This window comes from Cellulosimicrobium funkei, from assembly GCF_001019615.1.
GTDB classification, from domain to species: Bacteria; Actinomycetota; Actinomycetes; order Actinomycetales; family Cellulomonadaceae; genus Cellulosimicrobium; species Cellulosimicrobium cellulans_E.
The window spans coordinates 1-14,274 of record NZ_JNBQ01000045.1 but is presented as its reverse complement, the minus strand read 5'-3'; the positions used below and the strand labels follow the sequence as shown (position 1 = coordinate 14,274).

The 14,274-nt window shown below is 75.3% G+C and carries 10 protein-coding genes; 6 read left to right on the top strand and 4 right to left on the bottom strand.

The window, feature by feature from the left end:
• Positions 1-11 precede the first annotated feature (11 nt).
• Positions 12-1,136 carry a mechanosensitive ion channel family protein gene (locus FB00_RS18830; RefSeq protein ID WP_082141514.1) on the top strand — a complete coding sequence of 375 codons (1,125 nt, stop codon included), beginning with the start codon at positions 12-14 and terminating at the stop codon, positions 1,134-1,136.
• Positions 1,137-1,202: 66 nt separating this feature from the next.
• On the opposite strand, the gene FB00_RS18825 is transcribed toward FB00_RS18830, so the two are convergent.
• Positions 1,203-1,520, bottom strand: a complete 318-nt coding sequence (locus tag FB00_RS18825; protein ID WP_255318904.1) for a glucose PTS transporter subunit EIIB — start codon at positions 1,518-1,520, stop codon at positions 1,203-1,205.
• A gap of 172 nt (positions 1,521-1,692) precedes the next feature.
• Here FB00_RS18825 and ptsP point away from each other — a divergent pair, with 172 nt between their 5' ends.
• The 3 genes from ptsP to FB00_RS18810 all read left to right on the top strand — a co-directional run bounded on the left by ptsP (position 1,693) and on the right by FB00_RS18810 (position 4,990).
• Positions 1,693-3,396, top strand: coding sequence for a phosphoenolpyruvate--protein phosphotransferase (ptsP, locus tag FB00_RS18820; RefSeq protein ID WP_047234454.1), 1,704 nt, complete (start codon positions 1,693-1,695; stop codon positions 3,394-3,396).
• 216 nt (positions 3,397-3,612) lie between these two features.
• A complete protein-coding gene (locus tag FB00_RS18815) occupies positions 3,613-3,999 on the top strand; it encodes a globin (RefSeq protein ID WP_047234465.1) in 387 nt (128 codons plus the stop codon).
• A gap of 142 nt (positions 4,000-4,141) precedes the next feature.
• Positions 4,142-4,990, top strand: a complete 849-nt coding sequence (locus FB00_RS18810) for an acyl-CoA thioesterase (protein WP_047234464.1) — start codon at positions 4,142-4,144, stop codon at positions 4,988-4,990.
• 55 nt (positions 4,991-5,045) lie between these two features.
• Here the strand turns inward: FB00_RS18810 and FB00_RS18805 are convergent, their stop codons facing one another.
• The 3 genes from FB00_RS18805 to FB00_RS18800 all read right to left on the bottom strand — a co-directional run bounded on the left by FB00_RS18805 (position 5,046) and on the right by FB00_RS18800 (position 10,642).
• Entirely contained in the window at positions 5,046-7,766 is a 2,721-nt protein-coding gene (locus FB00_RS18805) for a glycoside hydrolase family 48 protein (RefSeq protein ID WP_047234453.1), read from the bottom strand.
• A 106-nt stretch (positions 7,767-7,872) separates the two neighbouring features.
• A complete protein-coding gene (locus FB00_RS21810; RefSeq protein ID WP_156186468.1) occupies positions 7,873-8,868 on the bottom strand; it encodes a PAS domain-containing protein in 996 nt (331 codons plus the stop codon).
• A complete protein-coding gene (locus FB00_RS18800) occupies positions 8,768-10,642 on the bottom strand; it encodes a LacI family DNA-binding transcriptional regulator (RefSeq protein ID WP_156186467.1) in 1,875 nt (624 codons plus the stop codon). Before FB00_RS18800 ends, FB00_RS21810 begins: the two co-directional genes overlap by 101 nt.
• 80 nt (positions 10,643-10,722) lie before the next feature.
• On the opposite strand from FB00_RS18800, the gene FB00_RS18795 reads away from it, so the two are divergent.
• Positions 10,723-11,829 (top strand): LacI family DNA-binding transcriptional regulator, encoded by a 1,107-nt coding sequence (locus FB00_RS18795; RefSeq protein ID WP_047234452.1) that lies wholly within the window; start codon positions 10,723-10,725, stop codon positions 11,827-11,829.
• A gap of 109 nt (positions 11,830-11,938) precedes the next feature.
• Positions 11,939-14,239 carry a glycoside hydrolase family 6 protein gene (locus FB00_RS18790; protein ID WP_047234451.1) on the top strand — a complete coding sequence of 767 codons (2,301 nt, stop codon included), beginning with the start codon at positions 11,939-11,941 and terminating at the stop codon, positions 14,237-14,239.
• Positions 14,240-14,274 lie beyond the last annotated feature (35 nt).

Here is a 14,274-nt window from a genome sequence, read left to right as displayed (position 1 = left end):
ACCCTGCGCTCATGTCCCACCCCCTTCTCGCCCCCGTCCTGCGCCTGCCCGCGGACGTCCCGGAAGAGGTCCGCAACGGCTTCGACCCCGGCAACCCCGACGACTGGTTCGAGTGGTTCGTCGGGGTCCCGCTGCGGGTCCTCCTCATCATCGGTATCGGAGCGATCGCGCTCGCGCTCGTGCGCCGCCTCATCCGCAGGATCACCGAGCACATCGCCGACGGGACGCCCGCCCTGCGCAGCAAGCGTCTGCGGGGTGTGGCCGAGTCCGGGGTCGGCAGCGTCCTGCTGCGCGCGAACCCGCTCGCGTCCGCGCGACGGGCCCAGCGCGCGCGGACGGTGGGCTCGGTGCTGCGGTCCGTCGCCAACATCGTCATCGGGGCGACGATCGTGCTCCTCGTGCTCACGGAGCTGGGCGTGAACATCGCGCCGTTCCTCGCCTCGGCGGGCATCGCGGGCGTCGCGCTCGGCTTCGGCGCGCAGAGCCTCGTCAAGGACTTCCTGTCCGGGACGTTCATGCTGCTCGAGGACCAGTACGGCGTCGGCGACACCGTCGACTTCGGCGAGGTGACGGGCACCGTCGAGGAGGTCGCGCTGCGCGTCACCAAGGTGCGCGACGGCAACGGGACCCTGTGGTTCGTGCGCAACGGGGAGATCCTGCGCACAGGGAACAAGACCCAGGAGTGGGGCCGCGCCGTGGTCGACGTGCGCGTCGCGTACTGGGCGGACGTCGAGGCGGTGCGCGCGGCGCTGCTCGCCGCGGCCGAGGACGTCGGCGCCGACCCCGTGCTCGGCACGTACTTCCTGGAGCCCCCGGAGGTCACGGGCATCGAGTCGATGACGGCGGAGGCGCTGCTGCTCAAGGTGCAGGTCAAGACGCAGGCCGCGATGCAGTGGGAGGTGGCGCGCGCCCTGCGCACCCGGGTCCGGCAGGGGTTGTCCGACGCGCGGATCCCCCTCGCGGGGGCGCAGCAGGTGGTCGTCCTCGACCACTCGCCGTCCGTACCGGACGACCGGCCCGACGACGGTGCCGGCACCTCGGGGCGGGACGAGCAGGCAGCGCGCGACCGCCGGGGCGCCGCGGCGGCGGCCGTCGTGCAGGACCGCACCGGCGGCGCGGCCGGACCGACCGCCTGAGCCGGGTGGCGCCGTCGGGCACGCGGACCGACGGCGCCGGCCCTCCGCTCCGGAGGGCCGCAAGGGTCAGCGCAGGCCGTCGAGCTCCGCGGCGAGGTTGTCGGCCTCCGGACCGACGATGACCTGGACGACGCGGCCCGAGCGCACGACGCCGAACGCGCCGGTCGCCTTGAGGCGCGCCTCGTCGACGAGCTGCGGGTCGGTCACCTCCACGCGCAGGCGCGTGATGCACGGCTCCAGGTCGACCACGTTGCCCTGGCCCCCGAGGGCCTCGAGGATCTGCTGTGCCTTCTGGTCCGAGGGGGTGCTCATCGAAAGTGTCTCCTGAGGCGAGTCGCGGGTGGGATCCGCGCGGGGGATCCGGGGTGTCGGGGTGCCGTGCACCTGGGATCAGCCTAGTCTCCTCGCGAGGTTGTCACCGGATCGACGCCGACCTGCAACCACGGCGCAACAGACCTGTGCCGCGGGCGTGCGACGGTCAGGACGGTGGCGGGCACGCGTGCGCACCGGCCCGGGCACCCGGGTCGCACGCCCGAGGCGGACAGGAGCGAGGGTCGTGACGGGCGGAGTTCAGGACGAGGCACGGCAGGTCATCACGGGCATCGGCGTGTGCCCCGGGACGGTGGTCGGACCGGTGGTGCTCATGCCGGAGCCGATCGCGGAGCCCGCTCCCGGGCTCCGGATGGGACCGCGCGAGGACCACGAGGCGCAGGCCCGGCGCGTCGACGCCGCGGCCGCGCAGGTCGCCGCCGACCTCCAGCGCGCGGCGGACGCCGCCGACGGCGAGACGCGCGACGTGCTCGAGGCGACGGCGGCCATGGCCGGCGACCCCACCCTGGCCGCCGACGCGCGGCGACGCGTCCTCGAGGAGCACCTGGTGCCCGAGCGCGCCGTGTGGGAGGCCGCGGAGGAGGTCGTGCGGCAGTTCACCGAGCTCGGCGGGTACTTCGCCGAGCGCGCTCGTGACGTCGCCGACGTGCGCGACCGGCTCGTCGCGGCGCTCACGGACCGCCCCGCGCCCGGCGTGCCGGAGCACGCGGAGCCGTTCGTGCTCGTGGCGCCCGACCTCGCTCCGTCGGCCACCGCCGCCCTCGACCCCGCGCGCGTGCTCGCGATCGTCACCGACGGCGCCGGGCCGACGTCGCACACCGCGATCGTGGCGAACGCCAAGGGCATCCCCGCGGTCGTCGCGGCGACCGGGGCGAGCGCCGCGCTCGCGCCGGAGGACGTCGTCCTCGTCGACGGCGCCGCCGGGACCGTGGTCGTGCACCCGTCCGACGAGCAGGTGGCCGCGGCGCGGGCGCGCTCGCTGCGGGTGCGCACGTTCGACGGCACCGGCCGCACGCGCGACGGGCACCGCGTGCAGCTCCTCGCGAACGTCGGCGACCCCGCGGGCGCGGCGCCCGCCGCCGCGGCGGGCGCGGAGGGCGTGGGGCTGTTCCGCTCCGAGTTCTGCTTCCTCGACCGCGAGCAGCCCCCGACCGTCGAGGAGCAGGTGACGGCCTACCGCACGGTGTTCCGCGAGTTCGGCGGGCGCAAGGTCGTCATCCGCACGCTCGACTCGGGAGCGGACAAGCCGCTGCACTTCCTCACCGTCGACGACGAGGAGAACCCCGCGCTCGGCGTGCGCGGGCTGCGCACGGCCGCGCGCTGGCCGGAGCTGCTCGAGCAGCAGCTCGACGCGATCGCGCAGGCCGCCGCCGCGGAGGAGGCCGAGGTGTGGGTCATGGCACCGATGGTCTCGACGGTGGGCGAGACCGAGTGGTTCGTCGAACGCTGCCGCGCCCATGGCCTCGACGTCGCGGGCGTCATGGTCGAGGTCCCGAGCGCCGCGCTGCTCGCAGGACCGATCCTCGCGCGCGCCGCCTTCGCCTCGATCGGCACGAACGACCTCACGCAGTACACGATGGCGGCCGACCGCCTCCTGGGCTCGCTCGCGGAGCTGAGCGACCCGTGGCAGCCGGCGGTGCTGCGGCTCGTCGAGGCGACGTGCGCCGGCGGCGCGCAGCAGGGCCGACCCGTGGGCGTGTGCGGCGAGGCGGCCTCGCAGCCCGTGCTCGCCGTCGTGCTCGTGGGCCTCGGGGTGTCGTCGCTGTCCATGACGGCCCGGGCGATCCCCGACGTCGCCGTGCTCCTGCGCGAGGTGGACCTCGACGAGTGCCGACGCCTCGCGCGGCTCGCGGTCGAGGCCGAGAGCGCGGCCGAGGCCCGCGCCGTCGTCCGCGAGAACCTGCCGGTGCTCGCCGAGCTCGGCCTCTGACGTGGACGGCGCGGCGCTCGTCGCCGTGAGCGCGGCGCGACGCGCGGTGTGACGTGCGCCCCGGTCCCCCGTGCTCCGGCGGGACAGGGCCGCGCCCGGTGCGATGATGGGCCGGTGACGACCGAGCCCACCCCCCGCCCGACGCTGCCCGTCGCCGGCCTGTCGAACGGCACGACGACCGGCCCGTCGACCGGACCCGGGACCGACGCCACGCCGGTGCGTCCGAGCCGCACGTTCTACGACGAGGTCGGCGGCCACGAGACGTTCGTGCGCCTCGTCGACGCGTTCTACGAGGGCGTCGCGGACGACCCGGTCATGCGGCCCATGTACCCCGAGCAGGACCTCGGTCCGGCGCGCTGGCGCCTCACCGCGTTCCTCGAGCAGTACTGGGGCGGCCCGACGACGTACAGCGAACAGCGCGGGCACCCGCGCCTGCGGATGCGGCACGCCCCGTTCAAGGTCAACCCCGAGGCGCGCGACCGCTGGCTCGCCCACATGCGCGCCGCCGTCGACACCCTCGACCTGGCGCCGATCCAGGAGGCGACGCTGTGGGACTATCTGGAGCGCGCGGCGCACTCGCTCCTCAACACCTTCGAGGACTGACCGACCCGCCGCCCGAGCGAAGGAGCCCCCACCCGTGACCCCCGAGCCCACGCCGCCGTCGTCCTCCTCGACCTCCCCCGGCCCGACGTCGGACGCCGCCCCGCGCGAGAAGGTCCCCAACCCGCTGAGCCACCTCCTCGACGTGCTGCGCCTCGAGCGCGTCGGCGACGGTGACGGGTCGGCCGCCGACCCCGAGCACTTCCGCGGCGAGAGCGTGCACCAGCCGACGGGCCGGGTCTACGGCGGCCAGGTGCTCGCGCAGGCCGTCCTCGCCGCGGGGCGCACCGTCCCCGACGGGCGTCTTCCCCACTCGCTGCACGGCTACTTCCTGCGGCCCGGGGGTCTCGACGTGCCGATCGACTTCGCGGTCGAGCGGCTGCGCGACGGGCGCTCGTTCAGCGCGCGCCGCACGCACGCGATCCAGCACGGCAAGCCGATCCTGTCGATGATCGCCTCGTTCCAGGAGGACCAGGGCGGCATCGAGCACTCGTCGCCGATGCCCGACGCTCCCGCCCCGGAGGAGGTGCCGTCCGCGCTCGACGTGCTCGGCGACATCGACCACCCGATCGCGCGCTTCTGGTCGCACCACTCGGCGTTCGAGCTGCGGCACGTGGGCGGCTCGCTCTACCTCGGTCCCGACCACGAGCCCAAGGACCACCAGATGGTGTGGATGCGGGCGCGCGGCGACGTCGGGGACGACCAGCTGCTGCACCGCGCGCTCATGGCGTACGCGTGCGACCAGGTGATGCTCGAGCCGATCCTGCGGCAGTCGGGCACGAGCTGGGTCACGCCCGACCTGTCGATCGCGAGCCTCGACCACGCGATGTGGTGGCACCGCGACGCGCGCGTCGACGAGTGGCTGCTCTACGTGCAGTCGGCGTCGAGCGCCCAGGGCGGTCGCGGGCTCGGCGCGGCGCGCGTGTTCGCGCAGGACGGGACGCTCGTCGCGTCCATCGCGCAGGAGGGCATGGTCCGCCTCCCGGCGCTGTGAGCACCGGGAGGCGGACCGCCCTCACCGCGGTTGTCAGCCGGGTGTCAGCCCGGTGTCAGCCGCACGCGACCGTCGGGGACGACGGCGGCGCGCCCGTGCCGATGAACCCGAACGACGTGCTCCCGCCGGCGGCGAGCGTGCCGTTCCAGCCGACGTTCGTCGCGGTCAGGACGCTCCCGCTCACGCTCGTCGTCGCGTTCCAGGCCTGGGACAGGCCGCCGGGCGCGAGGTCGAGCGACACGGTCCAGCCCGAGACCCCGGACGGCCCGGCCGTGACCGTGACCTCGCCCTGGTACCCGCCCTGCCACGACCCGCGCGTCGCGTAGGTCGCGGTGCACGCACCGGGCTCCGGCCCGCCGTCGTCCGCGAGCGTCGTCGCCTCGGCGGCGAGGGACACGGGCGAGATGTTCCCCGCCGCGTCGCGTGCCCGCACCGTGTACCGGTACGTGGTCTCGGGCGCGAGGTCCTCGTCGGTGTACGAGGTGCCCGACGCCGTGCCGACCTTCACCCCGTCGCGCAGGACGTCGTAGCCCACGACGCGCACGTCGTCGGTCGACGCCGTCCACGACAGCGACGCCGTCGTGGCCGTGGTGCCCGTCACGGCGAGACCGGCGGGCGTCGTCGGCGGCTCGGTGTCCGGCTCGGTCGGGACGTCCTCGCCGAACAGGCGGTCGTAGTCGGCGAGCGCCGTCGCGACGGCGGTCTGGGCCCAGAACCGGTGGTAGGTGAACTCCGGCGCGGGCCCGCCGTCGAGGTGCGCCTGGACCTTCGACCACTGCGGGTCGTCGAGGTAGAACGAGCGCAGGTCGAGGAACGACACGCCCGGCTCGATCACGTCGCCGTTCGGCATGGTCCCCGACCACCCGGCCGGCACGTACGTCCCGCCGCCCGTGGTCGACGTGAGGACGTCGTCGAAGCGGGCGTAGTCCCCGCGCGTCTCGGTCGTCGCGACGCCGATCGGGTCGCTGTTCTGCTCCCAGATCGCGTCGAGCAGGTCGCGTGCGACCTGCTGCGCCGCGTCGTGCTGCGGCCCCTCGCCCCCGGCCGCGTAGTACATGAGCGAGCGGGCGAGCGCGCCGGCGACGCCGACGTCCTGGCCGTAGCCCGTCACCTCGACGCTCAGGCCCGCGTTCTCCCCCGGGTTCTCGGGGTCCCAGTCGTCCGGCTGGCCCGACCACGCGAGGTTGGACGGGATCTGCCAGGAGTCGTCCGTGACCGTGACGTGGTCGATCACCCACGGCACCCACCTGTCGAGGATCTCCTCGGCGCGCTCGTCGCCCGTCTCCTCGTAGAGCTGCGCGATCCGCTCGATGCCCCAGCCCTGCATGCCCATCCACGAGTTGGAGGGCGGGTCGTGGTAGACGGGCGCCTCGGTGTACGCCATGCCGTAGAACGTCGCGACGTCGTCGGGGCGGTCGGCGTAGTGGCCGTCCCAGGAGTTCGTGCTGCCGCCCGCGATGCCGCCCTCGGGCGACTGGAGCCACTGGAAGAGCTCGATCTGCCGGTCGAGGCTCGTGCCCCAGTCGTCGCTCGCGGTGGGCGACGCCGGCTGGAGCGCGGGGTCGTTCGCGAGCGCCCAGGCCGCCATCGGGTTCTGGTACCCGAAGTGCGCGTGGCTCGAGCCGATGCGCCAGGCCCACGGGCCGGACGTGTCGAGCGCCCCGCCCCACGCGTAGTACCAGGACAGCAGGTAGTGCGCGCTGCTCCGGCCCGACCCCGCGGCGCACGACGTGGACTCGCAGCCCGGCGTCTTGAAGTACTTGTCGAACAGCGCGTAGCGCAGGTAGTCGCCCATCTTCGAGGCCTTGCCGACCGTGTCTGCCACGGCCTCGGGCTGGCCCTGCTCGGTCGCGAACTTGTTCGCCCAGTAGGCCGCCTCGACCGCGCGCGCGTCGGCGTCGGGCGCGTTGGTGTACTTCCACTGCTTCGCGTACGACGCGTCGCCCGTGAAGAGGTCGAGGTAGCCGTTCCTCCCGCCGAAGCTGAAGTCGTCGATCGACGGCTGGGGCACGGTCTCCCAGACGGACTCCTGCGGGCCGCGCTGGAACGTGTTGATGTACGACGTGCCCTCGTGGTCCGGCCCGAGCAGCGTCGAGGAGCCGGGTGCGGCGCCGAACCCGTAGACGTTGTCGACGTCGGCGAGCCAGTGCATGCCGTAGACCTCGGGCGTGCCGTAGGTCGAGCGCAGCTCGGCCGCGATCGGGTCGGAGCCGACGGAGACCGACGTGTCGAGCTGCGAGGGGTACCGGCTCGGGTGGTTGAACTCCGGCGCGTACGTCGCGGGCTTGGCCGGGTTGTACGCCCCGTTGGTGGGCTGGTTCTCCGTGGTGGGGATCATGTACGCCTCGAGCGTGTCCCACGCGTGGTTGAACGGCTCCCAGTCGCCGGTCACCTGGCCGTACGACGTCTCGAGCCACAGCCAGAAGGAGTACGCCTCCGACGTCGTCTCGTGCCCGTAGTCCGGCGCCTCGACCATGAGCGTCTCGACCGCGTGGTACGGGATGCCCTGCGGGGAGAAGTAGCCGTTCGCGGGGTCGTGGATCTTCGCGTACAGCTCCAGGAAGCGCTGCGTGTACTCGCCGTCGACGAGCGCCGCGGCCGTCCCCGCCGTCGTGGACCGGGGCTCCGCGGGGTCGGCGCTCGCCGGGGGGACGGTGGCGAGCGCCGCGAGCGCGACGCCGACGGCGAGCGCGGCCGCCGTCGTGCGCCGTCCCCGTGCGGCTCGCGCGTGCGGGGCGGTGGGTGGTGGCGCTGCGCGCCGGGACGTGCGTGGCATCGTGCTCCCTCTCGTCGTCGAGCCCCGCGGCGGCGGTCGCGGGGGCGCCGCCGTCGGCTCCCCCACCCCCACGGGTCGATCGACTCTCGGCGGCCGCGACCGGCCGTCACAACGCACGAAACGTTTCGGACGGCGCCGACCACGGCACGACGGCCTCGTGCGCGCGGGCCCGTCGGCGCGCGAGAGCCACCCCGGCCCGCCGCAGCACCTCGAGCGCGTCCGGCGCGCCGGTGACGTCGCCGAGGTGCTCGACGACGGCGGACCCGCAGGCCCCCGCCGCACGGACCGCGGCGTGGCGGGCCGCGTCGTCGGACACCCCGTCGAGGAGCACCACGAGGTCGGTCGGCGCCAGCGCGCACAGCGAGCAGGCCGGGCCCAGCGCACCGCGGAGGCGGTGGATCGTGGGGACCGGCGGCGGCACCTCGAGCCCGACGGCCAGGACGTGCGCGCCGTACCCCTCGACCCGCCCACCGCGCGCGATCGCCTGCTCGAGGCGGTCCACGAACAGGGTCCGGTGCAGCACGCCCGAGTCGGGGTCGACGAGCGCGCGCTCGCGCAGCTCGCTGCGGTACCGCTCGACGTCGGACAGGACGGCGAGGGCGCCGACCATGCGGGCCGGGCGCCCGCCGGCGTCGGGCACGGTCACCGCGCGGCCGCGGACCCGCACGTGCTCGCCGTCGGCGCACCGGAGGCGGTGCTCGACGTCGAGCGGCTCGGTCGTGCCCGCGAGCTGCGCGGCGACGGCCGCGTGCACGGCCTGCACGTCGTCCGGGTGCACGCGGCCCAGCCACTCCTCGGGGTCGTCCCGCAGGTCGGCCACGTCGCAGCCCACGATGCGGGCCCACGCCGGCGACCAGCGCACGACGCCCGTCTCGACGTCCCAGTCCCACGTGCCGTCGTGGGACGCGATCGACACGAGCGCGGCGCGCTCGGCCCCCGCCTCAACCTCGAGAGCCAGCTCGCGGACGCGGTCCGCGGCGTCGGCGAGCGCGTGCTGCTGCTCACGCAGCGAGCTGACCAGGGTCTCCCGGTCGAGCGCGACGGCGAGCATCGCCGCCCAGTGGTTGTACCGCTCGCGGGTGCTCGTCGTCCGCGTGTCCACGAGGCCGCCCACGACCAGGAAGCCCCAGTCGGAGCGTCCGAACGCGACGGGCGCGACGACCGTGAGCGACCGCGGGTCGAGGAGCTCGCGCGGCGGGAACTGCGCGGTCGGCAGGACCGTCCCCACGAGCCGCTCGACGGCCGTCCCCCCCGCCACGCACGCCGACGACCCGCAGCACGCGGCGCCCGGAGCCGTCGTCGGAGTCCTCCCACAGCGCGAGGGCCGCCGTCCCGCCCACCCCGCGGGGGAGCCAGTCGAGGCGGCGCAGCTCCGCTTCGTCGCAGCGCAGCAGGCCGAGGTCGACCTCGTAGAGGTCCACCAGGTCCTGCTCGAGCCGTCCCGTGCGCGCGACCGCCCCGTGCGCGCACCCGCGCGCCACGGCGACGACCACCTCGGCCGCGGTCGCCCGGACCGCCTCGGCGCGCGCGGCGGCGGAGCTCGCCGGGGGGTCCCGGTGGGTGCCGCGCGACAGGACGGTCCGGCCGAGCTGGGACGCGCGCGCGCCCGGGCGTCGCCGCCGGACGTCGCGCACGAGGGCGGCGACCTCGGTCTCCAGGGCGGGCACGATCTGCTCGAGCGCCTCCTGCGACGGCCGCAGGGCCGCCGTCCGGTCCGCGAGCGAGCGCAGCGCCGCGGCCGGCGGGACGGCGCCCGTCTCCGCGGCGCCCCGGAGCAGGTGCCGGAGCACGAGGAGCCACGCCTCGACCGGGGCGGGGCGCTGGCCGCCGTCCGGCCCGCGTCGGCGCAGGACGCCGCGCGCGTCCGACCGTTCGAGGACGGAGGCGAAGACGACGCGGGCGACGTCGTCGAGGGGCCGGTCCGGGTCGGCGGGCGCCGGCACGACCGCGGACCGGGCGGCCGGGGCGCCGATGAGCTCGCCCTGCGTGCCCTCGAGGCACCCGCACGACTCGCGCCGGATGAGGGCCGCACGCCCCAGCCGGTTCTCCCGGCCGACGCTCTCGCCCCGGGCCTGCGCGACGAGCAGCTCCGCCACCCGCTCGCCGACCTGGTCGTGCAGGGGGTCGACCGTCGACAGCCGGGGACGGGAACGCGCGCCCGAGTCGGCATGGTCGAACCCCACGACCGCCTGCTCCGCGGGCAGCTCGAACCCGCTGGCCTGCAGGCCGCGCATGAAGCCGATGGCGTTGCGGTCGGTGGCGGCGAGCGTCGCCGTCGTCGGCAGGCCCCGGGACGCGAGCCGCCGCGCGACGGCCTCCGCGCTCGCCTCCTGGTTGTCGCGCGTGCGGTACACCCACGACGGCGACCACGCGAGGTCGTGCGCGCCCAGCGCCGCGCGGTAGGCGTCGTAGCGCTCGAGCGTGTCGCGCTGCTCGGTGTTGCCGACGAAGCCGATGCGCTGGTGGCCGTGCTCGACGAGGTGGTCGACGGCGGCGCGGACGCCGCCCGCGTTGTCGGGCGACACCGCGGGAGCGCGCAGCCCGTCGGCGCGCACCCCGAGGAGCACGAGCGGGATGCCCGACGCGTCCAGCTCGCGCAGCTCCGCGTCCGCGAGCGCGGTCGTCATGACGACGAACCCGTCGAACGAGGAGCGGCCGAGCAGCGGCCGGCGCCCTGGGGGACCCGGGAACTCGTCGCGGTCGAGGTCCGCCGGGTAGGTCTGGAGGGCGACCACCCGGTGCCCGTGCGCCCGCAGGACCCGGGCGATCCCCGCCAGGGACCGCCCGAAGTAGAAGCCTCCGACCACGGGGCACAGCACACCGAACGTCAGGTGCTCCCCCGCCTGTCTCGGGCGCCTCGTCGCGTCCGTCGACATCCTCGTCACCGTCCCCGTCACGTCATCGTCACCGAGTCCTGATAGGCATCATGCACCCAAACCGGGCACAGTGTGGGAGCGTGACCACCAACTCTCCCGGCGGAGCGCCCTCGCCACGCCCCGCCCGCCCGGCCGAACGACGCATCACGATCACCGACGTCGCGCGCGCGGCGGGGGTGTCGATCGCCGTCGTCTCCTACGCCCTCAACGGCCGCCCCGGCGTGTCCGAGCGCACACGACGGCACGTCCTGCGCACCGCTGCCGACCTCGGCTGGCGCCCGAGCGCGGCCGCCCGCTCGCTGCGCACCAGCGCCCGGAGCGTGGCGCTCCAGGTCGTGCACGCGGCGGAGGGGGCGGCCGGACCCGCTCGCGCCCTGGCACTCGCCGCCGGCATGCGCGCCGTCCTCGCGGAGCACGACCTCGCTCTCGGCCTCGAGGTCACCGACGACCGCGACGAGGGCGCCCGGGAGCTCGAGACGGGCTGGTCCGAGCGGCGGCACGCCGCGTACGTCGTGGTCGACGCCCACGCGCGCGACCCCCGGACCCGGGTCGCGCGCGAGGCGGCGATCCCGTTCGTCGAGGTCGCTCCCGGCCCGCCCGGCCCCGCCGCCCCGGGCGTGCGGACCTGGTTCGCGGGCGACGCGGACGCCCGCGCGGCCCGCTACCTCGTCGAGCTCGGGCACCGCCGGATCGCGGTCCTCGTCTCGGACGCGCAGGACGAGGTGGCGCGCACCCTGGTCGCGGCGACCCACGACGCGGGTGGCCCGGAGGCCCGGGTCGACGTCGTCGAGTGCCGCACGTGGGAGGAGACGCGCTCGCGCGCAGCACGGCTGGTCGCGCACGACGCGCGCCCCACCGCCGTGCTCACCGACACGGACGTCGCCGCGCTCGCCGTGCTCGAGGCCGGGCGGAGCCAGGGGCTCGAGGTGCCGTGGGACCTGTCCGTGCTCTCCGGCGAGGACTCCGCGACGTGCCGCCTCGTGGCCCCGGCGCTCACCGCCGTGCACCGGCCGTTCCAGCGGCTCGGCGCGCACGTCGCGGACGTCGTCGTCGCGCGGCTCGGTCTCGGGCGCCCGGTAGCGCGCCCCGACGCCGACCCGGCCGCGACCCGTCCGGCCGTCGACCGCGAGCGCCCCGCCGCGCGCCTCCTCCTGCGCGGGACGACGGCGCCACCGCGGGGCGCCTAAACGTTTCAGTCGGTGGCCGACGACGGCCCCGGTTCGTCACGTTGTCCCCGCCGGGCAGAGCCGCCCGGTGCGCGGACCCGTCCGCGCCCCCGGACCCTTGGAGGACCACGTGCCATCCCGATCCAGCCGACCGCGCAGGGGCGCGGCCGTCGCCGCGTCGCTCGCGCTGCTCGCCGCCCCGCTGGTCGCGACCGCCGCGCCGGCGAGCGCTGCCGAACCACGCGTGAGCAACCCGTTCGCCGGTGCCACGCAGTACGTCAACGACTTCTGGTCCGCCAACGTCGAGGCCGCCGCCGACCGCGCGGGCGGCGACCTCGGGTCCCGCATGCGGGCGATCGCCGAGGAGCCCACCGCGGTCTGGATGGACCGCATCAGCGCGATCGAGGGCAACGCCGACGGCCCGGGCCTGCGGCACCACCTCGACGCCGCGGTCGAGCAGAAGCAGCCCGGCGTGCCCATGGTCTTCAACCTCGTGATCTACGACCTGCCCGGCCGCGACTGCTACGCGCTCGCGTCCAACGGCGAGCTCAAGCCGAACGCCACGGACATGGCGCGGTACAAGGCCGAGTACATCGACGTCATCGCCGACATCCTGGACGACCCCGCCTACGAGGACCTGCGCGTCGTCGCGACGATCGAGCCGGACTCGCTGCCGAACCTCATCACGAACATCAGCACGCCCGACTGCCAGGCGTCCGCGCCGTACTACCGCGAGGGCGTGAAGTACGCGCTGGACGCGCTCCACGACGTCGGCAACGTGTACTCCTACATCGACGCGGCGCACGCGGGCTGGCTCGGCTGGCCGAGCAACGCGGGCCCGGCGGCGAAGCTCTTCAAGGAGGTCGTGCTCTCCACCGAGGCGGGCTACGCGTCCGTGACCGGCTTCGTGACGAACACCGCCAACTCGACCCCGCTGCACGAGCCGTTCCTCGAGGACGTCCAGCTCGGCAGCACGCCCGTGCGCTCGGCCTCCTTCTACGAGTGGAACGCCGACTTCGACGAGGCCGACTGGACGGCGCACCTCTACGACCTGCTGGTCGCCGAGGGCTTCCCGACGTCGATCGGCATGCTCGTCGACACGTCGCGCAACGGCTGGGGCGGCGAGGACCGCCCGACGGCGGTGAGCACGTCGACGAACCTCAACACCTACGTGGACGAGTCGCGCGTCGACAAGCGCATCCACCGCGGCGCGTGGTGCAACCCGGCGGGCGCAGGCATCGGCGAGCGCCCGCAGGCCTCGCCCGCGGGCTTCCCGGAGTCGCACCTGCACGCGTACGTGTGGGTCAAGCCTCCGGGCGAGTCCGACGGCGCGTCGTCCGACATCCCGAACGACCAGGGCAAGCGGTTCGACCGCATGTGCGACCCGACGTTCGTCTCGCCGAAGCTCGCCAACCAGCTCACCGGCGCGCTCCCCGACGCCCCGCTCGCGGGCCAGTGGTTCGAGTCCCAGTTCCGGATGCTCGTGGAGAACGCCTACCCGGCCATCGAGGCCGACGGGAGCGGCGGCCCCGCGGACACGACCCCGCCGTCGGTCCCGACGGGCCTCACGGCCGGGACGACCACGACGACGTCGGCGAGCGTGAGCTGGACCGCGTCCACCGACGACCGTGGCGTGACGGGCTACACCGTGCTCGTCGACGGCACCGCCGTGGGCACGACGGCCACGACCTCGTTCACGGTCACCGGTCTCGACGCGGGCACGTCCTACGCCGTGACCGTCCGGGCGCGCGACGCCGCGGGCAACGTCTCGGCCGCGTCCGCCCCGCTCACCGTGACCACGGACGAGGACGGCGGCCCGGGCGGCGACGACCAGGCGCCGTCCGCCCCGACCGGGCTGCGCGTCTCGGGCGTGACGGCCTCCACCGTCGCGCTCGCGTGGAACGCGTCCACCGACGACACCGGCGTGACCGGCTACCGCGTGTTCCGTGACGGGGCGCAGGTCGCCCAGGTGACCACGACGTCGTTCACCGACACGGGGCTCGCGGCCGGCACGGCGCACGTCTACGCGGTGCGCGCGGTCGACGCCGCGGGCAACGTGTCCGCGACGTCGGGCACCGTGACCGGCACGACGGCACCGGGCGGCGGCACCCCCGGCGCCTGCACGGTCGCGTACACCGCGAGCTCGTGGAACACCGGGTTCACGGGGTCGCTGCGGATCACGAACGACTCCGCCGCCGCCCTCCAGGGCTGGACCCTGACGTTCGCCTTCGCGAACGGCCAGACGATCACCCAGGGCTGGTCCGCGCAGTACGCGCAGTCCGGCTCGACCGTCACCGTGACCCCCGCCGCGTGGAACACCACGCTCGGCGCGGGCGCGAGCGTCGAGGTCGGCTTCAACGGTTCCCACACCGGGACCAACACCGAGCCGACGTCCTTCACCCTGAACGGCGCCACCTGCACGGTCGCCTGACCTGACGCCGACGGCCGGGGCGCGTGCGCCCCGGC

Excerpts from the sequence above, each read along its gene's own strand:
- FB00_RS18830 (WP_082141514.1), top strand. The coding sequence starts at position 12 with ATGTCCCACCCCCTTCTCGCCCCCGTCCTGCGCCTGCCCGCGGACGTC.
- FB00_RS18805 (WP_047234453.1), bottom strand. The coding sequence starts at position 7,766 with ATGCCACGCACGTCCCGGCGCGCAGCGCCACCACCCACCGCCCCGCAC.
- FB00_RS18800 (WP_156186467.1), bottom strand. The coding sequence starts at position 10,642 with ATGTCGACGGACGCGACGAGGCGCCCGAGACAGGCGGGGGAGCACCTG.